Source organism: uncultured Microbacterium sp., assembly GCF_913776565.1.
Taxonomy (GTDB): domain Bacteria; phylum Actinomycetota; class Actinomycetes; order Actinomycetales; family Microbacteriaceae; genus Microbacterium.
This window is the reverse complement of the sequence record NZ_CAJYPF010000143.1, coordinates 1-18,419: the sequence shown is the minus strand read 5'-3', so window position 1 is coordinate 18,419 and position 18,419 is coordinate 1. Positions and strand designations below refer to the sequence as shown.

At 70.1% G+C, this 18,419-nt stretch carries 22 protein-coding genes, 1 tRNA gene and 1 pseudogene; 14 read left to right on the top strand and 10 right to left on the bottom strand.

What is annotated here, in order from left to right:
* From QZ433_RS07750 to ndk, 3 genes and pseudogenes are all read left to right on the top strand, one after another.
* Window positions 1–222, top strand: a pseudogene (locus QZ433_RS07750) (dihydrofolate synthase); the annotation flags it as partial.
* On the top strand, window positions 219–632 hold the full coding sequence (locus QZ433_RS07745; RefSeq protein WP_295781534.1) for a DUF4233 domain-containing protein: 414 nt from the start codon (window positions 219–221) through the stop codon (window positions 630–632). The pseudogene QZ433_RS07750 and the gene QZ433_RS07745, both read left to right, overlap by 4 nt.
* Before the next feature lie 3 nt (window positions 633–635).
* Complete coding sequence (gene ndk / locus QZ433_RS07740; protein ID WP_058231506.1) at window positions 636–1,052, top strand: nucleoside-diphosphate kinase; 417 nt, start codon at window positions 636–638, stop codon at window positions 1,050–1,052.
* A 272-nt stretch (window positions 1,053–1,324) separates the two neighbouring features.
* Here the strand turns inward: ndk and QZ433_RS07735 are convergent, their stop codons facing one another.
* The 6 genes from QZ433_RS07735 to QZ433_RS07710 all read right to left on the bottom strand — a co-directional run bounded on the left by QZ433_RS07735 (window position 1,325) and on the right by QZ433_RS07710 (window position 5,009).
* Window positions 1,325–1,921: a vitamin K epoxide reductase family protein gene (locus tag QZ433_RS07735; RefSeq protein ID WP_295781529.1), complete on the bottom strand. Its 597-nt coding sequence runs from the start codon at window positions 1,919–1,921 to the stop codon at window positions 1,325–1,327.
* Between the two features lie 104 nt (window positions 1,922–2,025).
* Window positions 2,026–3,552 carry a hypothetical protein gene (locus tag QZ433_RS07730; RefSeq protein ID WP_295781527.1) on the bottom strand — a complete coding sequence of 509 codons (1,527 nt, stop codon included), beginning with the start codon at window positions 3,550–3,552 and terminating at the stop codon, window positions 2,026–2,028.
* On the bottom strand, window positions 3,549–3,866 hold the full coding sequence (locus QZ433_RS07725) for a hypothetical protein (protein WP_295781524.1): 318 nt from the start codon (window positions 3,864–3,866) through the stop codon (window positions 3,549–3,551). Before QZ433_RS07725 ends, QZ433_RS07730 begins: the two co-directional genes overlap by 4 nt.
* A complete protein-coding gene (locus QZ433_RS07720) occupies window positions 3,863–4,309 on the bottom strand; it encodes a hypothetical protein (protein WP_295781523.1) in 447 nt (148 codons plus the stop codon). Before QZ433_RS07720 ends, QZ433_RS07725 begins: the two co-directional genes overlap by 4 nt.
* Window positions 4,306–4,605 carry a WXG100 family type VII secretion target gene (locus QZ433_RS07715; RefSeq protein ID WP_295781520.1) on the bottom strand — a complete coding sequence of 100 codons (300 nt, stop codon included), beginning with the start codon at window positions 4,603–4,605 and terminating at the stop codon, window positions 4,306–4,308. The genes QZ433_RS07720 and QZ433_RS07715 overlap by 4 nt, the downstream gene beginning before the upstream one ends.
* The gene (locus QZ433_RS07710) at window positions 4,602–5,009 is read right to left on the bottom strand and encodes a YbaB/EbfC family nucleoid-associated protein (RefSeq protein WP_295781516.1); all 408 of its coding nucleotides are present in this window, start codon (window positions 5,007–5,009) and stop codon (window positions 4,602–4,604) included. The genes QZ433_RS07715 and QZ433_RS07710 overlap by 4 nt, the downstream gene beginning before the upstream one ends.
* A gap of 304 nt (window positions 5,010–5,313) precedes the next feature.
* On the opposite strand from QZ433_RS07710, the gene QZ433_RS07705 reads away from it, so the two are divergent.
* On the top strand, window positions 5,314–7,923 hold the full coding sequence (locus QZ433_RS07705) for an Rne/Rng family ribonuclease (RefSeq protein ID WP_295781512.1): 2,610 nt from the start codon (window positions 5,314–5,316) through the stop codon (window positions 7,921–7,923).
* 68 nt (window positions 7,924–7,991) lie between these two features.
* Here the strand turns inward: QZ433_RS07705 and QZ433_RS07700 are convergent, their stop codons facing one another.
* Entirely contained in the window at window positions 7,992–8,294 is a 303-nt protein-coding gene (locus tag QZ433_RS07700) for a DUF4031 domain-containing protein (protein ID WP_295781509.1), read from the bottom strand.
* Between the two features lie 214 nt (window positions 8,295–8,508).
* Here QZ433_RS07700 and rplU point away from each other — a divergent pair, with 214 nt between their 5' ends.
* From rplU to QZ433_RS07650, 10 genes are all read left to right on the top strand, one after another.
* Window positions 8,509–8,817, top strand: coding sequence for a 50S ribosomal protein L21 (rplU, locus tag QZ433_RS07695; RefSeq protein WP_076675829.1), 309 nt, complete (start codon window positions 8,509–8,511; stop codon window positions 8,815–8,817).
* A gap of 18 nt (window positions 8,818–8,835) precedes the next feature.
* A complete protein-coding gene (rpmA, locus tag QZ433_RS07690; protein WP_013586440.1) occupies window positions 8,836–9,093 on the top strand; it encodes a 50S ribosomal protein L27 in 258 nt (85 codons plus the stop codon).
* 152 nt (window positions 9,094–9,245) lie between these two features.
* Window positions 9,246–10,808 (top strand): GTPase ObgE, encoded by a 1,563-nt coding sequence (gene obgE, locus QZ433_RS07685; protein WP_295781500.1) that lies wholly within the window; start codon window positions 9,246–9,248, stop codon window positions 10,806–10,808.
* A complete protein-coding gene (gene proB / locus QZ433_RS07680) occupies window positions 10,805–11,641 on the top strand; it encodes a glutamate 5-kinase (RefSeq protein WP_295781497.1) in 837 nt (278 codons plus the stop codon). The genes obgE and proB overlap by 4 nt, the downstream gene beginning before the upstream one ends.
* Before the next feature lie 4 nt (window positions 11,642–11,645).
* Window positions 11,646–12,905: a glutamate-5-semialdehyde dehydrogenase gene (locus QZ433_RS07675; RefSeq protein ID WP_295781496.1), complete on the top strand. Its 1,260-nt coding sequence runs from the start codon at window positions 11,646–11,648 to the stop codon at window positions 12,903–12,905.
* 50 nt (window positions 12,906–12,955) lie between these two features.
* Entirely contained in the window at window positions 12,956–13,180 is a 225-nt protein-coding gene (locus QZ433_RS07670) for a hypothetical protein (RefSeq protein WP_295781492.1), read from the top strand.
* 10 nt (window positions 13,181–13,190) lie between these two features.
* Entirely contained in the window at window positions 13,191–13,787 is a 597-nt protein-coding gene (gene nadD, locus QZ433_RS07665) for a nicotinate-nucleotide adenylyltransferase (RefSeq protein ID WP_295781490.1), read from the top strand.
* Window positions 13,784–14,938, top strand: a complete 1,155-nt coding sequence (locus tag QZ433_RS07660) for a hypothetical protein (RefSeq protein ID WP_295781489.1) — start codon at window positions 13,784–13,786, stop codon at window positions 14,936–14,938. The genes nadD and QZ433_RS07660 overlap by 4 nt, the downstream gene beginning before the upstream one ends.
* Window positions 14,935–15,315, top strand: coding sequence for a ribosome silencing factor (rsfS, locus tag QZ433_RS07655; RefSeq protein WP_108319592.1), 381 nt, complete (start codon window positions 14,935–14,937; stop codon window positions 15,313–15,315). Before QZ433_RS07660 ends, rsfS begins: the two co-directional genes overlap by 4 nt.
* An 84-nt stretch (window positions 15,316–15,399) precedes the next feature.
* Window positions 15,400–16,632, top strand: coding sequence for an LCP family protein (locus tag QZ433_RS07650; RefSeq protein WP_295781485.1), 1,233 nt, complete (start codon window positions 15,400–15,402; stop codon window positions 16,630–16,632).
* 509 nt (window positions 16,633–17,141) lie between these two features.
* Here QZ433_RS07650 and QZ433_RS07645 read toward each other — a convergent pair.
* From QZ433_RS07645 to QZ433_RS07635, 3 genes are all read right to left on the bottom strand, one after another.
* A tRNA-Ala gene (locus tag QZ433_RS07645) sits at window positions 17,142–17,214 on the bottom strand.
* A gap of 41 nt (window positions 17,215–17,255) precedes the next feature.
* Entirely contained in the window at window positions 17,256–18,164 is a 909-nt protein-coding gene (locus QZ433_RS07640; RefSeq protein WP_295781484.1) for a 3-methyladenine DNA glycosylase, read from the bottom strand.
* Window positions 18,161–18,419, bottom strand: a 259-nt coding sequence (locus QZ433_RS07635; protein ID WP_295781481.1) for an SOS response-associated peptidase family protein, incomplete at its 5' end; no start/stop codon positions are given. The genes QZ433_RS07640 and QZ433_RS07635, both read right to left, overlap by 4 nt.

Below are 18,419 nucleotides of genomic sequence, written 5' to 3'. Positions count from 1 at the left end.
AGCGACCGCGCGACCGATCCCGACGCGATCGCCGACGTCGCCGAGGCGGCCGATCTGCCCGTGACCGTGCACCCGACCCTCGAAGACGCCGCCGACGCGGCCCGCGCCTGGGCTGCCGAGTCCGATCGCCGCGCGGTCGTCGTCGCGGGTTCGGTGGTGCTCGCCGGAGAGGCGCTGCGGCTGTCGGAACTCGAGGACTGGAAGGCCGGGTGGCAGGCATGAGCCCGCGCGAGCCGCGCGCTCCCCGCCCGCGTCGGCAACGCGGGGCCCAGGAGTCCCTCGGCGCCGTCGTGCTCGGCTTCGAGTCGATCGTCGTGTTCCTCGGCGGGCTCGTCGTGTACGGCCTCAAAGTGCTCCCCGCGGGGATCGAGCCCTGGTGGGGGATCGTGGGCGGTGTCGTCCTCGCTGTCGCCATGGTCGCCGTGTCGGGTCTGCTGCGTCATCGGTGGGCCCTGTTCGCCGGCTGGGGGCTGCAGGTGGTCCTGCTGCTCGGTGGGCTGCTCGTCCCGGCGCTCGCGGTCGTCGCCGTCATTTTCGGTGGCATGTGGGCGTATGCGACGATCAAGGGAGCGGCACTGGACCGACGCAACGCCCGGCTCGCCGCCGACCCCGACCTCTCGAACGGAGAATGACCCATGGCCACCGAAGAGACCCTCGTCCTGGTCAAGCCCGACGGCGTCGCCCGCGGGCTGACCGGTGCGATCCTCGCCCGCATCGAGGCGAAGGGCTACGCGCTCGTCGACATCCGCCTCGTCGAGCCCGACCGCGAGACCCTCGCCCGTCACTACGCCGAGCACGAGGGCAAGCCGTTCTACGAGCCGCTGCTGGAGTTCATGCTCTCGGGCCCCTCCGTCGCGATCCGCCTCGCCGGCAATCGCGTCATCGAGGGCTTCCGTTCGCTCGCCGGCACGACCGACCCGACCACCGCCGCCCCCGGCACGATCCGCGGCGACTTCGGCCGCGACTGGGGCCTCAAGGTGCAGCAGAACCTCGTGCACGGCTCGGACAGCGTCGAGTCGGCCGAGCGCGAGCTCGCGATCTGGTTCGCCTGATCAGTCAGCTGTGATCCGGTCCGCCGGATGCCGTGAGGCCGCTGCCCCGTCGGGGCGGCGGCCTTCGTCATGTCAGCCGCGTTCGCGACCTCGGCGGCATCCGCGGCTCGCGGGGTGAGGTTGTGCACATCGCGGAGGTTATGCACGACGCGGGGTGGTGCGGCCGCGTCTGCACGGTGCGTAGCCGCGTGTGCACGACGCGGGGTTCGTGCATCGTTGCGCGTAACCGCCACGCTCAGCCAGCCGTGGATACGCGGGAGCGCGGGCGAGGGTCAGAGCTGGGCGAGCACGTCCAGTCGTGCCTGGGCGAGCACCGCCACCACGACGTAGGCCGCGAGCGTCATGAGCGGGACCCACACCATCAGTCGGTCCGCGACCTCGCGCACCCGTGTTCCAGGGAGGACGCCCTCGCGCAGCACATGCAGGGTCACCACGAAGAACGACGGGATGACGACCGACCACGTCACCATGCACCACGGGCACAGGGTGGCCAGGACGAAGATGCTCTGCGCGATCAACCAGATCACGAAGGTCAGCGCTCCCGCGAAGCCGAGCCAGAACAGCGCCCAGAACCACTTCGCGAACCGCGCTCCGGCCAGCAGCGCCATTCCGACGACGATGGGCGCGATCCATGCTCCCAGGCCGATGATCGGGTTCGGGAAGCCGAACACGCTGCCCTGCGCCGACTGCAGGTTCGTCGAGCACTGCACCAGCACGCTGAAGTCACAGGATGCCGCGGCCCCGGGGTTCTGCAACTGGTGAAAGCGCTCCATGGTCAGCGAGAACGCGGCGATCCACCCGACGACTCCCGCGAAGATCAGCCAGATCGCGACGACGACCGGGCGGCGGGGCGTGACGGTTTCGCTCATGAGCGAGATTCTTGCACCGCAGCCCTATGCGAATGCTTTGAGCGCGGGAGGCGACGTCGGCGGCACAGCCGGTCGCCGCTCGTGCACGCGGCGCTGAGAGGTCCTCACTCGTGCGTCGTGAAGACGCTGTGGTCCACCACTTCGCCGGTGAGCACGTCGAGGCCCGGAGGTGGACCGCCGTGCGACTGGGCATACTGCTTCTCCCATTCAGCGACCGAGTCGGCGTACGCCTGGTTGTCGTGTGCGGCGAGGGGGCTGAGAGGTCCCGGCATCAGAATGCGATTGACGTTGGGCGGCGTCTCGTCGAACACGTTGCCATCGAGCGTCGGCACGATATCGGTGACGTGCTGGAACGCGTACACCGGAACATGCGGGGGGATATCGAACGAGTCGATGGGGGAGCCGTTCGTCACGACACCGACCGTGTTGTACGGGAATGTGCGGTCAGCCGCGAGGTTCGCCGCCATGATCCCACCCTGGCTGAAGCCGGTCAGGACGACGTCGCCTCCCGGGGGGATGCCGGCATCACTCATGGCTTGGAGGACCGCCCGTTCATATGCGGTGCGGAGAATCGGGTTGTCCGCCATGAGAGCGACGTTGGAATCGCGGTCGTTGAGTGCGCCGGTGTCGGAACCCCACTGCCAATCCTGGGTGGACGGCAACGAGACGACCCAGCGCTCGACACCGTCCGCGCCACGGATCTTCTTCACGTCGATCACTGTCGCATCGCCGACGCCCATGGCGTCAGTGGTGCCGTTCACCGCGACGAGGTCGGAGAGCGACGACAGACGAGTGACCGCCTGAGACTCATCCCACGCCACTCGCCTGTCGCCGTGGAGTCGATCCGGATCCAGCTCCTCCACATCGGTGGAGTTCTGGACGAAGTTCTGAGCGGCTCCGCCGAGCACGAGGCCCACCCCGACTCCCAGCGGCCCGAAGGGCGCACCGGAGAGGGCGGTCGCCGCGGGCAGCATGCCGGCGACGATCTCACGGATGTCGTCGATCCCCTCGGCGACGACGGGGAGGAGGCGGTGCAACAGGGCGCCGAGCGCGTGCAGGGCCTCGAGTACGTCGGTGACGAGTCGGCCGGTCGCTTCGACGAGGTCGAATGCGGCGCGCGCGAAATCCTCCACCCGCTCCGCGATCTCGAGCGGATTGAGATCGAATGTGAAGAGCTCGTCGGCGAAGTGCGCGAGCTGCACGAGCGCGTCGCAGACGTACGACCGGGTGGCGTCGACGATCCGCGAGGCGAGCCGGAGCGCTCCCGCGGTCGCCGACGTCCACTCCGAGGCGTCGAGCGCGATCTTCTGCAGGTCCTCGTATCGCTCGCGGAGAGCCCGGATGGTGCGTCCGTCGAGGTCGGTCAGAGACGCTCCCGCCTGCTGGACGGCATCCGGGATACCCCGCAGCGTTCGCGAGGCTTCTTCCCAGGTCGCGGCGACAGACGCCGTCGCGACGGGGTTTCCGACGAGCTCGTCGAACCACTCGCGCAAGGGCTGGACGAACGGCACGACGACGCCGACGAACCCCGGGAGCTGCCCGCAGCGGTCGCCGCCGGGCCCGTTCGTGGGCAGCGCTCCTGCCCAGCCTCCGCCGGCGAGCTCGGCGCTGATGACGGACGCCGTGGTCATGAGTCGTCCCGGGCGAACGCGTCGACCGCGTTCTGCTCGATGAGGGCGAAACCGGACGCGGCCTGTTGGACTCCATCCGCGACACGTTCGGCGAGATCCTGAGCCGATGACGAGAGATCGCGCGCACGTCCTGCGAGAGCGTTGGCCAGGGGAACGACGAGACCGCGACTCAGAAGTCCGAACGCATCGTCCGGGAGATCCGCCTGGATGCCGTCACCGGCTCCGGCGAAGGCCGCGGACACCTCTCGCGCCCGGGCGACCTGCTGCTGGAGGATCTCACCGTCGATCTCGATGTGCTGGTTCGCTGCGGTCACCGTCCGGACCCCTCCGCGATCTTCCTCGCCTCGTCCATCGTGATGCTTCCGTCTCCCCGGGAAGACGCGCCCAGGGTCTCCAAAGCCGGCTCGACGTCGAGAAGATCGTCGTCCGCATCTCTGAGATTGATATCGACGTACGACATCGGGAGGGACCGATTGTCCAGAGCCACGCCCAGGATCTGCTCCACGACGTCCGGAGACACCTCACCGCCCGGTTGCCGGATCGCAGCGAGCGTGCCCCCGATCGACAACGTCTCGGTGAACCCGCTCAGTCTGACGTCCGCCCACGCATCTGTGATCCCCAGATCGGCCGCCTCCAGCGCGGCCGGGATCTCCGTCTTGTACGAATCGTCGTGGAACGGCAACTGGCTGCATCCCGAGACCGCGCTCATGGCGACGGCGATGCCGATCGCACCGGCGAGACGCGCACGCCGCATCATGCCGTCGCCCCCAACCCTCGCGCTCCAGCGAGGTCGGCCTCGCCGTAGGCGGTGGCCAGCTCGTCCAAGGCGTCGCTCAGGCGCACGAGAAGTGCGGTGCGGCTCACCAGACGCTCGCCGAGCTGCGCCTGAGCCCGCGCGAACGCCTGCTGGGCGTCCCCGCTCCACTGCGAGCTGAGCGTGGCGGATTCACGCATGAGCGTGCCGACGAGATCGTCGATCTCTCCGCCCGCCGCCTTGATGGCGGCCGCTGCCGTCGACAGCCGGTAGGGCGTGACCTCCAGATGTTCGATCATTCGCTTCGCGTTCCGTGCGTGGAATGGGCGTACTCGTCGTCGAGACGCTGCCGAGCGGCGGCGACGAGAGGCGACGTTTCGCCGAGGCTCTGCGTCATCCGCCGCAGCGCGGCGTCGGCGGCGTCGCGCTGTGCAGCACGGACCGTCTCGGTGACGAGACGCGACAAATTCCGGGCGTCCCGAGACAGCGCGACCTCGGCGATCTCGACGCGATCGACGCGTCCCCCTGCGGCAGCAGTCACGCGGACTTCCCGCCCCGGGGAGACGGCCGTCGCCGTCGCCGTTCTCACGTCGCCGGCCATCCGCCCGGCGTCCTCGGCCCGCTCCCTGGCCTGCGCGACCTGCGCGTGGACGCGAGCCCGTGCGTCTTCGAGCGCGCTCAGTGCGTCATCGGACAAGGTCATGGTGCTCCCTTCGTCGTGGGCTCGAGCCTATCGACGCCCTCCGCACGCACCGCAACGCCTGCGGATGGGCGATGCGCGAGCGCCGCCGTGGGCGTTCGCGACGGTTCGTGCGATAATGAAGGCTGATGTGACCGCGGCCGCGCCGCAGGAACGTCACCCAGAAGACTTCGGGCGATGACCGCCCTTCGCAGCCCGAGCCGCAGGCCGGCTGCAGACCGAGTGAGTTCGCGGCCCCGCCGGGTGCGGCGCCGCATGAGATTTCGTCGGGCGACGCGCGGTGTCGCCCGCCAGGGAGTACCTGCACATGGCCGAACAGACCGACGATCAGAATCCGATCACCGAGGTTCCCGCCTCCCCGACGACCGCGGCCCCCGCGGCCGAGACCGCGCCCGCGGTCGATGAGGAAGAAGAAGCGGTTCAGGATGCCGCCGACGCGGCCGTGGTCGACACCGAGACCCCCGCGGTGCTCGATGTCGAGGACATCCCGGCTCCCGACGGAGAGGTGAACGAGGCCTCCACCGACGCGGGGGACACCGCCGCCGCGCCCGGAGGGATGTCGGCGGACGACGAGGCCTCGGGGTCCACCGCCACCGCGCAGGACGGCCCCGTCGACGCCGAGGACGCCGCGTCGGACACCGAGCCCGCTGACGGCGCCGAGGGTTCGGCATCCACCGAACAATCGGACGTCGCGCCGCAGGCCTCGCGCGTCGAGGAGCCCACGAAGCCCGAGCGCCCGACCGCCGTCTCGCTCGGTCTGCTTCCCGAGAACTTCGTGTCCGCCGTGTCGACGGCGCTGCACTTCTATGCACCCGAGCTGCCGCCGCTGCCGGCGCGCGACGAGTCGTGGGATCGCGACGACCGCGACGACGAGGGCCCCGCGGAGCGCGGCTCGGCCAACGCCCGTCGTCGCAACCGCCGTCGCGGAGGGTCCGGCGCTCCCGCGGACGAGTCCGCGGAGGCCCCTGCGGCACCCGTGCGCCAGCGCGCCGTCGAGGTCATCACCGAGCCTCAGCGCATCAAGGGCTCGACCCGTCTCGAGGCCAAGAAGCAGCGTCGACGCGACGGTCGCGAGGCCGGTCGTCGTCGCCCCGTCGTGACCGAGGCCGAGTTCCTCGCGCGCCGCGAAGCCGTCGACCGCGTGATGGTCGTGCGCTCGAAGAGCGGTCGCATCCAGATCGCGGTGCTCGAGGACAACGTGCTCGTCGAGCACTACGTCGCCCGCAACCAGGACGCCTCGCTGATCGGCAACGTCTACCTCGGTCGTGTGCAGAACGTCCTGCCCAGCATGGAGGCCGCCTTCGTCGACATCGGCCGGGGGCGCAACGCCGTGCTGTACTCGGGCGAGGTCGATTGGGACGGCGTCGAGACCAACAATCAGCCCCGCCGGATCGAGCTGGCGCTCAAGTCGGGCGATCGCGTGCTGGTGCAGGTCACCAAGGACCCGGTGGGCCACAAGGGTGCGCGTCTGACCAGCCAGATCTCGCTGCCCGGCCGCTACCTCGTCTACGTGCCGAACGGCACGATGAACGGCATCTCGCGCAAGCTCCCCGACACCGAGCGCGCGCGCCTGAAGAAGATCCTCAAAGAGGTCCTTCCCGAGTCCTCCGGCGTCATCGTGCGCACGGCGGCCGAGGGCGCGACCGAGGAGCAGCTGACCCTCGACGTCCAGCGCCTCACCTCGCAGTGGGAGCACGTGTCGAGCCAGGTCAAGACCATCCAGGCCCCGGCCCTGCTGCACTCCGAGCCCGACCTGCTGGTCAAGATCGTCCGCGACGTCTTCAACGAGGACTTCACGCGCATGCTCATCCAGGGCGACGAGGCGCTGCAGACCATCTCGAGCTACCTCAAGGGCGTCGCGCCCGACCTGCTCGAGCGCGTCGAGAAGTACGAGGGCGAGCAGGATCCCTTCGACGCCTTCCGCGTCACGGAGCAGATCGAGAAGGCCCTGGACCGCAAGGTATGGCTGCCCTCCGGTGGCTCTCTGGTCATCGACCGCACCGAGGCCATGACCGTCGTCGACGTCAACACCGGCAAGTTCGTCGGCTCGGGCGGCAACCTCGAAGAGACGGTCACCAAGAACAACCTCGAGGCCGCCGAAGAGATCGTCCGTCAGCTGCGCTTGCGCGATATCGGCGGCATCATCGTCGTCGACTTCATCGACATGGTGCTCGAGTCCAACCGCGACCTCGTGCTGCGACGCCTGATCGAGTGCCTGAGCCGCGACCGGACGAAGCACCAGGTCGCCGAGGTCACCTCTCTCGGTCTCGTGCAGATGACGCGCAAGAAGCTCGGCCTGGGTCTGCTCGAGACCTTCAGCGAGGCGTGCGAGGTCTGCGCCGGGCGCGGCGTGATCGTGCACCACGACCCGGTCGCGCGTCACCGCACGGCGGGCGCGTCGAACGGCAACGGCGGATCGAACGGCAACGGTTCGTCCAACCGTCGCGGCCGCGGTGGAAACGGCGGATCGAACGGCAACGGCAACGGCGGTGCGAACAGCAACGGCGGGTCGTCGGCCGCCTCGGGCGGCAACGGGGGAGCGGCGGCGCAGGCCGGCGGCACCCACGTGATCACCGAGGGCGTCAAGTCGGCGCTGGCGCAGATCGCGGCATCCACCGTCAAGCCGACCCTCGACGACCCCGCCGTCGTCGAGGCCGCGGTCGTCGCCTCGGTGGAGGCCGTGCTCGAGGCGAAGTCCGACGCGAACGAGGCCCCCGCCCCGGCCCGCGAGAAGCGCCCCCGCAAGAAGCGCGAGCCCAAGGCTCCCCGCACCGAGAAGGACGCCCTGCTCGAATCGGTGCTCGAGGCGCTGCCCGAGCCCAAGGCCCCCGGTCAGGGACGCTCGCGTCGTCGGGTGACGACCGCTGCGCTCACCGGCACCCCGGTCAACGCCCAGCCCCCGGCGACGGAGTCCTGAGTCCGTTCTGCCGTTCGAGGGGTCGTCCCCGTCGCCGCGCATCGCGCGGGTCGACGGCGGGCGGCCCCTCAGCCGCGTCCGGGCTCCGACGAGTGGTCGCGACCGGGACGCCGCTCGCGTGCGGTGATGCGCAGCCCCGATGCGCGCAGGCGCCGCACGAGCTCCTTGCCGCCGACGTGCAGGGCGCCGGCGGCGACGAGGTCGGCGTGCCGCTCGTCGGGAACGTCATAGTGGTCCAGGTCGAAGGCGCGACGGGGGATGCCGGCGGCCTCGGCGAACGCGTGGAGCTCCGCGAGGTCGCTGTCGCTGACGAGGTGCGCCCACAGGCGACCGTGCGCGGGCCACTGCGGATCGTCGATGAGAATGGCCATGAACCGATCGTACGGTCGACACGCGGGGCCGATGCTTTTGCCGGATGTCTCCCCGTGAGCTAAACTTGACCCTTGGTGCGTCGCGTCCGCTCCCATCCGAGCGTGACCCCGCGGGCTCGCGTCCGCTGGATCGCACCGAGACTTGGGTCGTCAGACCCTCCCGACGTCATCAGACAACCGGAGCCGTGCGCTCCCGAACGAAAACAGGTGTGAAGTGGTTTACGCAGTTGTGCGCGCCGGCGGCCGCCAGGAGAAGGTCCAGGTCGGCACGGTCGTCGTGCTCGACCGCCAGAAGGCGAAGGTCGGCGAGAGCATCCAGCTGCCCGCCGTGCTGTTCGTCGACGGCGACGCGGTCACGACCGACGCCGACAAGCTCGCGAAGGTCTCGGTCACGGCCGAGGTTCTCGGCGAGGAGCGCGGTCCGAAGATCGTGATCCAGAAGTTCAAGAACAAGACCGGCTACAAGAAGCGCCAGGGCCACCGTCAGGACCTCACGCGCGTCAAGATCACCGGCATCAAGTAAGAGCCAGGAGACGCAGAGATGGCACACAAAAAGGGCGCAAGCTCCACCCGCAACGGTCGTGACTCCAACGCGCAGCGCCTCGGCGTGAAGCGCTTCGGTGGCCAGGCCGTCCTCGCCGGCGAGATCATCGTCCGCCAGCGCGGCACCCACTTCCACCCCGGCGCCAACGTCGGCCGTGGTGGCGACGACACGCTGTTCGCTCTGGCCGCCGGTGCGGTCGAGTTCGGCAACAAGGGCGGCCGCAAGGTCGTCAACATCGTCGCCGCAGCGGAGTAATCCACAGCGCTCCGGCGCTCTCGAGGGGGTGGGCACTGCCTGCCCCCTCTTTCTTTTCCCGTGCAGGGCCGTCCCGGACTCGCCTGCATCGACGGCATCCCCGTCTCCCGCCGCGTCGACTCCGCTCGCCGCCCACCCCGGAAGGACCCGTCATGGTCACCTTCGTCGACCGCGTGACCCTGCACCTGCGTGCGGGCAAGGGCGGCAACGGCTGCGTCTCGGTGCGCCGTGAGAAGTTCAAGCCGCTGGCCGGTCCCGACGGCGGCAACGGAGGAAGCGGCGGAGACGTCGTGCTCGTCGCCGACCCCCAGGTCACGACGTTGCTGTCGTACCACCACTCGCCGCACCGCTCGGCGGGAAACGGCGGGTTCGGCATGGGCGACAACCGCTCGGGTGCTCTCGGCGAGGACCAGGAGCTCCCGGTTCCCCTCGGCACGGTCGTGAAGGATTCCGACGGCAACGTGCTCGTCGACATGCTCACCCCCGGCATGCGCTTCGTCGCGGCCCCGGGCGGCCTGGGCGGGCTCGGCAACGCGGCGCTGGCCTCGCCCAAGCGCAAGGCCCCGGGCTTCGCGCTGCTGGGCACCCCGGGCTGGGAGGGCGACGTCGTCCTCGAGCTCAAGACCGTCGCCGACGTCGCCCTGGTGGGCTTCCCGTCGGCCGGCAAGTCGAGTCTCATCGCGGCCGTCTCCGCGGCACGGCCGAAGATCGCCGACTACCCGTTCACCACGCTGCACCCCAACCTCGGCGTCGTGCAGGCCGGAGACGCCCGCTACACGATCGCCGACGTCCCCGGGCTGATCGAGGGCGCCAGCGAGGGCAAGGGCCTGGGACTGGAGTTCCTGCGCCACGTCGAGCGCTGCACGGCGCTCGTGCACGTGCTCGACTGCGCGACGCTCGACCCGGGCCGCGACCCCCTGAGCGACCTCGACGTCATCCTCGCCGAACTGGCCGCCTACCCCGTCCCCGACGGACAGGTGCCTCTGCTCGAGCGTCCGCAGATCGTCGCCCTGAACAAGGTCGACGTTCCCGAGGCGCACGAGCTCGCCGACTTCGTGCGTCCCGACCTCGAGGCCCGTGGCTTCCGCGTCTTCGAGATCTCCACCGTCAGCCGCGCGGGCCTGCGCGAACTCACCTTCGCCCTAGGCGAGATCGTCGAGCAGCACCGCCTCGCCACGATCGACGAGGCTCCTGCCGAGCGCGTCGTCATCCGCCCCCGCGGGTCCGAGAAGGACTTCACGATCAAGGTCGAGGGCGGCACCTACGGTCCCGTCTACCGCATCCTGGGCGACAAGCCCGTCAAGTGGGTGCAGCAGACCGACTTCCAGAACGAAGAAGCTGTGGGCTACCTCGCGGATCGCCTGGCGCGCCTCGGCGTCGAGGACGGCCTGTTCGCCGCCGGCGCGGTCGCGGGTGCGACCGTCGTCATCGGCCCCGGCGACGGCATCGTGTTCGACTGGGAGCCCACGCTCTCGTCGGCCGCGGAGCTCATGACCGCGCCCCGCGGTACCGACCCCCGTCTGCTGCAGAGCACGCGTCGCACGACGAACGAGCGCCGCGAGCGTTACCACGAGCGGATGGATGCCAAGGCCGACGCCCGTGCCGAGCTCGAGGCCGAGCGCCTCTCCGCCCGTGCCGCCGGCATCGGCGCGGACGGCGACTCTTCTGCCGTGGACACATCAGAATCCCACGACGTCGAGGACGAGGCCCGATGACGGCGACGACGCGCGCCGACATCCACGGCGCCGCCCGCGTCGTGGTGAAGGTCGGTTCGTCGTCGATCAGCGGTGACGCCGCGCACCGCATCGACACGATCGTCGAGGCGCTGTCGCGCGCGCGAGGGACCGGCACCGAGGTGGTGCTGGTGTCTTCGGGTGCGATCGCGACCGCTCTGCCCCTGCTCGACTTGGAGGGTCGTCCGAACGATCTCGCGACGCAGCAGGCGGCTGCCGCAGTGGGTCAGAACGTGCTCATGTGGCGCTATCAGACCTCGCTGGATCGCTTCGGTCTGCTCGCGGGGCAGGTGCTGCTCACCGCGGGGGACCTCGAGAACGCGACGCACCGCTCCAACGCGCGGCGCGCCATGGAGAGACTGCTGGGTCTCGGCATCCTCCCGATCGTCAATGAGAACGACACGGTCGCGACGCACGAGATCCGCTTCGGCGACAACGACCGCCTGGCGGCTCTGGTCGCCCAGCTGATCGGCGCGGACGCCCTGGTGCTGCTGAGCGACATCGAGACGCTCTTCACCCGTCCGCCGAGCGAGCCCGGCGCACGTCCCATCCACGACGTGGCGTGGGGAGACGACCTCGCCGACTTCGAGTTCGGTGCCGGCGTGGTCAATGGCGTGGGCACCGGGGGAGCGGCGACGAAGGCCTCGGCCGCCAAGCTGGCCTCGACCGCCGGCGTGGGCGTGCTCGTCACGAGCGCCGACCTCGTGGCATCCGCCCTCGAAGGCGCCGCCGTGGGCACGTGGTTCGCCCCCAATCCCGACCCCGTGACCCTGGCCACCGGCCCCGTGGGCGCTGTGGGCGCGCCGGTACACTGAGCGCATGACCGTGATCGCCGCCTCCGTCGACGAGCGCCTGCGTCTGGCCAAGGACGCGGCGCGAGAGATCGCCCTGCTCGATGCCTCGCGGAAGGCCGAGGCGCTCGAGGCGATCGCCGACGCCCTCGTGGCGCGCACCGACGAGATCGTCGCCGCCAACGCCGACGATCTCGAGCGGGGGCGGACGGATGCCATCGGCGAGGCCCTGCTGGACCGGCTGCGCCTCGACGCGCCGCGCGTGGCGTCGTTGGCCGGGGCCGTCCGCGACGTCGCACAGCTGCCGGACCCGGTCGGGCGCGTGCTGGACGAGCGGACGCTTCCCAACGGCCTGCGCCTGCAGAAGGTCGCGGTGCCGTTCGGCGTCGTCGGTTCGATCTACGAAGCACGCCCCAACGTCACCGTCGACATCGCCTCTCTGGCCCTGCGCTCGGGCAACGCCGTCGTGCTGCGCGGAGGAACCGCGGCCCAGAGCACCAATGCGGTGCTGGTCGCTGTCATGCGCGACGCGCTGCAGACCCTGGGCCTCAGCCCCGAGGTGATCCAGACCGTCGACGACTTCGGTCGCGACGGCGCACGCGCGCTGATGAACGCGCGCGGCCTGGTCGACGTGCTCGTTCCGCGCGGCAGCGCCGGGCTGATCGAGACCGTCGTCACCGAATCCACGGTCCCGGTCATCGAGACCGGCGCGGGCGTCGTTCACGTCTACCTCGACGCCTCGGCCCGCGACGACTGGGCGCGCGACATCGTCGTGAACGCCAAGGTGCAGCGTCCGAGCGTCTGCAATGCCGTCGAGACCGTGCTCGTGCACCGCGCGGCCGCCGACCGCCTGCTGCCGGAGCTCGTGGCATCCCTGTCCGAACGGGGCGTCACGGTCCACGGCGATGAGGCCACCCGGGCTCACGACGACCGCGTCGTGGCGGCCACCGACGAGGACTGGGCGCGCGAGTACGGCACGCTCGACCTCGCGGTACGGGTGGTCGACGACCTCGACGAGGCGCTCGCGCACATCCGCCGCTACTCCACGCATCACACCGAGGCGATCGTCACGGCCGACCAGGCCGCCGCCGAGCGCTTCCTGGCCGAGGTCGATTCGGCCGTCGTGCTGGTCAACGCCTCGACGCGCTTCACAGACGGGGGCGAGTTCGGCTTCGGCGCCGAAGTCGGCATCTCGACCCAGAAACTGCACGCCCGCGGACCCATGGGCCTCGCCGAGCTCACGAGCACCAAGTGGCTCGGGCGCGGCGACGGCCAGGTACGCGCCTGACCGCCTAAAATGGCAACGCGCTTTGCGCATCCCACTCGAACGGAGCACTGATGACTTTCGCCTCACTTCTCGCCCACGCCGCCGAAGAAGGCGGACACCACGGCGGCAACGTGCAGGCCGAGACGTTCGTCTTCGGCGTCATCGCCTTCGTGGTCTTCATCGCCCTGAGCCTGGTGACCCTGTCGTACCGCAACGTGGCCAACCGCCACGCGCACAAGGCCGAGGCGTACACCCAGAAGCACGGGACGCCCACCCCCGAGGCGCACGGCCACTGAGGCCCACCGTATGTCGGTGACGCGCACCCCTCGTATCGGGGTCATGGGTGGGACGTTCGATCCCATCCATCACGGTCACCTGGTCGCGGCGTCCGAGGTGGCGCAGTCCTTCGACCTCGATGAGGTCGTGTTCGTCCCGACCGGGCGTCCGTGGCAGAAAGAGGACGTCACCGAGAGCGAGCACCGTTACCTGATGACGGTGATCGCCACGGCATCCAATCCGCAGTTCACCGTCAGCCGGGTCGACATCGACCGGGCCGGCCCCACCTACACGATCGACACCCTGCGGGATCTGCAGGAACAGCGGCCGGGGGCCGAGCTGTTCTTCATCACCGGGGCCGACGCGGTGGCCCAGATCCTCGGGTGGCGCGACCACGACGAGCTCTGGGACCTCGCGCACTTCGTCGCCGTGTCCCGCCCCGGACACGTCCTGACGACCGAGGGGCTGCCCTCGAAGAACGTGAGCCAGCTGGAGATCCCGGCCCTGTCGATCTCGTCCACAGACTGTCGCGCCCGTGTGCGCCGAGGACACCCCGTGTGGTACCTCGTCCCCGACGGCGTCGTGCAGTACATCGCGAAGCACCACCTCTACCGGAGTCAGGCATGAGCACTTCCGAGAACCCCGAGAACCCTCCGCTGACCCGGCGTCAGCTCCGCGAGCTGCGCCAGACCGGTGCGACGCCGATCATCACGCCGGAGCACGAGGCCGAGGCTCGGGATGCCGCGGCTCGTGCCGAGGCGGACGAGGTACCGGCGGCCCCGGCCGAACCCGCGGTGCGAGATGCGGAGCCCGCTGTCGAGACCGCCGCGCCGACCGTCGAGACCACTGAACCTGCGGTCCGTGACGAACCCGTGGATGCCGTTCCTTCGGCCGACGACGCGGCCAAAGCGCCTGAGGACGACTCCACGACCGACAAGGCCGTCGCCGACGAGCAGCCGCTGCCGCAGAGTCCCGCTCCCGCTGTGGCCGAGCCGGCCCTGCGCCCCTCGGTGTTCGACGACTACGACGCCAGCGCGGACTTCGGCGTCTCGGGACTCACGCGACGCCAGGTGCGCGCCCAGGAGAAGATCCGCACCGCCGCCGTGCCCATCATCAGCCCCGACCTCGAGCCGTCCTCGGGGCGCTCCGCGACCCCGGCCGCGCCCGTCGACGACCAGGCCGTCGCCGAGCAGCCCCTGCCTCCGATCTTCCGCCCCGCGGTGTCCGAGACGGCCGAGAACGCGGTGAGCGATCGGGCCGAGACCCCCGCACCCTCGGTGGTCAACCCGGCTCTCGGCTCGGAGCTGCTGGAGGGCAGCGCCCCCGGGGTCTCGCTTCCCGATTCGTTCGACCAGCTGCTGGCCCGTCAGACCGGATCCACCGGCGCCGTGTCGACCCCCAACGCCCTCATCCTGTCGCAGACCCCCACCGGCGTTCCGCTGGTCGGCCCGGTCACCGCGACGGGAGAGATCATGATCACCGGTACGTTCGAGCTCCCCGAGGGCCTCGGATCGGTCGGTCACGCACCCGGCACCACCGACGGCCGCGATGCCGACGCGGTGCTCCTCGACGGCGAGCTCCCGCCCGCCTCGTCGCCCACGCCGATCGCCGCCAGCGCCGCGATCAGCACCGTCAAGCAACCGGGCGAGATCATTCGCCCGCCGGCGCCCGAGAAGGGGAGCAAGCTCCTCGTCGGCCTCATCATCACGACCGGCGCGCTCGCGCTGGCGGTGGCCGTCACCCTCGTGCTCGCCTTCACGACAGGAGTCTTCCGATGACAGCCACCGATAACGGCCGCGATATGGCGCAGATCGCCGCGATCGCCGCCGACGCCAAGGGCGGCGACGACATCGTCGCGCTCGACGTCTCCGAGCCCCTTCCGCTCGTCGACATCTTCCTGCTCGTGACGGGCCGCAACGAGCGCAATGTCGCGGCGATCGCCGACGAGATCGAAGAGAAGCTCCTCGAAGCGGGACACAAGCGGCTGCGCCGCGAAGGCCGCCAGGAGTCGCGTTGGGTGCTCCTGGACTTCGGCGACCTCGTCGTGCACGTCTTCCACGAGGAAGAGCGCGTCTACTACGGCCTCGAACGCCTGTGGAAGGACTGCCCGGTCGTTCCGATCGAGCTGCCCACGCCGGCCAACGCGGCCGAGTAAGAACCCGTCCGACGCCCCCTGCTGATGCAGGGGGCGTTCGTCGTTTCCGGACAACTCATAGACGGCGGAGCGCATCCTGAGGACGTGTCACCCTCCGCTCGCGTCCGACGCAACCGACGCCGTCTCGTGCTCAGCCTCTCCGCTGCGACCGTCATCGTGCTCGTGATCATCGCCGGCGTGGTCGTCTCCCGCCTCGTAGGCGCTGCCGACGGCATCCGCCACTCCGATGCCGACCTGCCGACCGCCGCCCCCGGAGTCGTCCAGGACGAGGGCGAGCAGAACATCCTCATCATGGGGCTCGACAGCCGGGTCGACGAAGACGGAAAGCCCTATCCGCAGGAGATCTACGACGCGATCCACGCCGAAGACGCCTCCGTCGGCGGATACAACACGAACGTACTGATGTACGTGCACATCCCGGCCGGTGGCGGACAGGCGGTCGCCATTTCGATACCACGCGACGACGACGTCGACTACGCAGGAGAACCCGGGGGAGTGACCCGGGGGAAGATTAAAGAGGCGTACGGCCGCGCGTTCGCCGCCACCGACGACCGATTGCGCGCGCACGGCGTCTCCGACGAGGACGCCTACCAGCAGGCCCGAGACGCCGCGCGCACCGAAGAGATGCGCACGGTGTCGCAGTTCCTCGGGGGCGTACCGATCGACCATTTCGTCGAGGTGACCATGGCGGCCTTCTATCGGGTCGCCCAGGCGGTGCAGCCGATCTCGGTGTGCCTCAACCACGCGACCGCCGACACGTTCTCGGGCGCAGACTTCGCGGCAGGGCCACAGGAGATCGATGCCTCCCAGGCGATGGCGTTCGTACGCCAGCGGCGCGATACCCGATACCGCGACGTCTCGCTGACCGATCTGGATCGCACGCGCCGTCAGCAGGCGTTCCTGGTGTCGCTCGCGATAAAGCTGCGCGACGCCCAGACCTTCACCGACTTCGATCGCATGCAGGAGCTGCTCGACACGGCGAAGCAGTACGTCGCCGTCGACAAGGGCTTCGACCTTCTCAGCCTCGCCTCGACCGCACAGCGGCTCGCCGGAGGGGATGTGACATTTCAGACCCTGCCCGTCGAGCGTTTCGGCACGATCGACGGGGAGAGCGTCAACATCGTCGACCAGAAGGCCATCGCCGCCCAGGTGAGCACCCTGCTTCACCCGGCGCCCGCGGATCCTTCCGCCCCGCCGACGTCACCGACCGACGCACCCGCGTCGGGGGCTTCCTCCGCCGCGCCCGCCCCGACCTCGTCGGTGTACACCGACTCGGAACAACCGATGCGCGCGGGGTCGGTGCCCTGCGTCAACTGAGGTGGGCACCACCCATCCGCCGTACGGGGAGAGGAGCGAGCGTCTGTCGCCTGCGAGGCCGTCTCGGATGGCAGGTGCCCGTCCCCGCGCGAAGCGTCCCGGCCGTGTTCTAGGCCCTCCCGGGCGGATAGGGTCATAGCCGAGAACGTGGGGGTGGGTTCTCGTGACAGCCGTGCGACTGCGGGAGATCCGGCTCCTGCATGGTCCGCGTCGACGCTCCCGCCCCGCGGCTCACGGTGCAAGCGCGGTGGCAGAGCCACGGGCACCTCACCAAGACCGAACCCTTTGCAACAACGAGCACTGCGGACACACCCATTCCGCACTCCGCCGCGCCTCGTTCTGCACGCACCGCCGAAACAGGAAGGCCTCTGGATGAGAACCGGATGGGCAGGACGCGCATGACACGCCCGAGCCATCCACACGTTCTTGCCTCTAAGCCCAGCCCCGGGATAGCCGCACCACCCGGGAACGACGAAAGCCCCCGCCGAAGCGGGGGCCTTCTCTCTGGGTGGACCTGAGGGGACTCGAACCCCTGACCCCCTGCATGCCATGCAGGTGCGCTACCAGCTGCGCCACAGGCCCGTTCTTTTGTTTTCCGCCCCGTTCGAGGCAACTCCATGAGCTTACAACAGAGTTCGCGAAGGAGAAAAATCGGCGCCGCCGGGCGTGTCGTCGGGCGCGGCAACGGCGTCGATCAGGCGCCGCCGCAGCTCTTGACCGCGGGCGCTCAGGGCACGCTGACGAGCGACGTACCGCGCCTTTCCTTCGGGCGTCTCGATGGCGACCGCACGGTAGCCCCAGGCCGAGAGGTCGTAGGGCGAGGCCTCCATGTCGAGGGTGCGGATGTCGCGCGCGAGTTCGAACGCGTCCAGCAGCACCGGACCAGGTACCAGGGGACCGAGCTTTACGGCCCACTTGTAGACGTCCATGCCGGCGTGGAGGCACCCCGGCTGCTCGCGTCTGACCTGGTCGTCACGGCTGAGCGGCGTGCGATTGAGGGGGACCGCTTCGGGCGTGAAGAATCGGAACGCGTCGAAGTGCGTGCACGTCAGCTGGTGCGCGTCGACGACCGCGTCGGTGCCCGCGCGTCCCAGTCGCAGCGGCACCGCGTGGCGCACCTCGTCGGCGCGGTAGGCCATCGCCCATTCGTGCAGCCCGAAGCACCCGAACGACGCCGAACGCGCGGCCGTGGCCCGCAGCAGATTCAGGGTGCCGCGGAACATCGACCCCTTCTCGGAGCGGAAGGCCGTGGCATCCACCGTCACCCCGTCGCCCGCGGCCCGGTACCAGCGCCAGGCGGCGCGCTCCGGGGCGTCGCGGAGGATGACCCCCGCTCCCGGGTGCCACCGCCGCAGGATCGCCGGCTTGTACGAGTAGTAGGTGAAGAGGAAGTCCTCGACCGGATGCTTCTCGGCGCGGCTCGCGCGGGCGCGGTGCGCGGCGGTCAGGGCGTCGGCGCGCTCGGCGTGGGCGTGGGCCAACGGCATCCACTCCGCCCGGTCGAGGGCGACCGCGTCGATCGTGAGGCTCATTCGACCTGCTCGATCAGCGCGGGGGAGTCGTTGCGGACGTTGCCCACCGCCGGCGACACCACATGATCGTCGAGGGTCTCGGCCACGTCGGGCGCCGCGTCGATCGCGGCGTCGAGCACGTCGCCGACGTTCTCGGTCGTGGGGTCGAGCCAGGCGTCGGCGAAATCGGGGTCCATGAACAGGGGCATGCGGTCGTGGATCGACCCCAGCCGCCCGATCGCGTCGCGCGTGAGGATCGTGCAGCTCAGCACCCAG

Bases quoted from the DNA above. Each gene is read 5' to 3' on its own strand.
- QZ433_RS07745 (WP_295781534.1), top strand. From the start codon at position 219: ATGAGCCCGCGCGAGCCGCGCGCTCCCCGCCCGCGTCGGCAACGCGGG.
- ndk (WP_058231506.1), top strand. From the start codon at position 636: ATGGCCACCGAAGAGACCCTCGTCCTGGTCAAGCCCGACGGCGTCGCC.
- QZ433_RS07735 (WP_295781529.1), bottom strand. From the start codon at position 1,921: ATGAGCGAAACCGTCACGCCCCGCCGCCCGGTCGTCGTCGCGATCTGG.
- QZ433_RS07730 (WP_295781527.1), bottom strand. From the start codon at position 3,552: ATGACCACGGCGTCCGTCATCAGCGCCGAGCTCGCCGGCGGAGGCTGG.
- QZ433_RS07720 (WP_295781523.1), bottom strand. From the start codon at position 4,309: ATGATGCGGCGTGCGCGTCTCGCCGGTGCGATCGGCATCGCCGTCGCC.
- QZ433_RS07715 (WP_295781520.1), bottom strand. From the start codon at position 4,605: ATGATCGAACATCTGGAGGTCACGCCCTACCGGCTGTCGACGGCAGCG.
- QZ433_RS07710 (WP_295781516.1), bottom strand. From the start codon at position 5,009: ATGACCTTGTCCGATGACGCACTGAGCGCGCTCGAAGACGCACGGGCT.
- QZ433_RS07705 (WP_295781512.1), top strand. From the start codon at position 5,314: ATGGCCGAACAGACCGACGATCAGAATCCGATCACCGAGGTTCCCGCC.
- QZ433_RS07700 (WP_295781509.1), bottom strand. From the start codon at position 8,294: ATGGCCATTCTCATCGACGATCCGCAGTGGCCCGCGCACGGTCGCCTG.
- rpmA (WP_013586440.1), top strand. From the start codon at position 8,836: ATGGCACACAAAAAGGGCGCAAGCTCCACCCGCAACGGTCGTGACTCC.
- obgE (WP_295781500.1), top strand. From the start codon at position 9,246: ATGGTCACCTTCGTCGACCGCGTGACCCTGCACCTGCGTGCGGGCAAG.
- proB (WP_295781497.1), top strand. From the start codon at position 10,805: ATGACGGCGACGACGCGCGCCGACATCCACGGCGCCGCCCGCGTCGTG.
- QZ433_RS07675 (WP_295781496.1), top strand. From the start codon at position 11,646: ATGACCGTGATCGCCGCCTCCGTCGACGAGCGCCTGCGTCTGGCCAAG.
- QZ433_RS07670 (WP_295781492.1), top strand. From the start codon at position 12,956: ATGACTTTCGCCTCACTTCTCGCCCACGCCGCCGAAGAAGGCGGACAC.
- nadD (WP_295781490.1), top strand. From the start codon at position 13,191: ATGTCGGTGACGCGCACCCCTCGTATCGGGGTCATGGGTGGGACGTTC.
- QZ433_RS07660 (WP_295781489.1), top strand. From the start codon at position 13,784: ATGAGCACTTCCGAGAACCCCGAGAACCCTCCGCTGACCCGGCGTCAG.
- rsfS (WP_108319592.1), top strand. From the start codon at position 14,935: ATGACAGCCACCGATAACGGCCGCGATATGGCGCAGATCGCCGCGATC.
- QZ433_RS07640 (WP_295781484.1), bottom strand. From the start codon at position 18,164: ATGAGCCTCACGATCGACGCGGTCGCCCTCGACCGGGCGGAGTGGATG.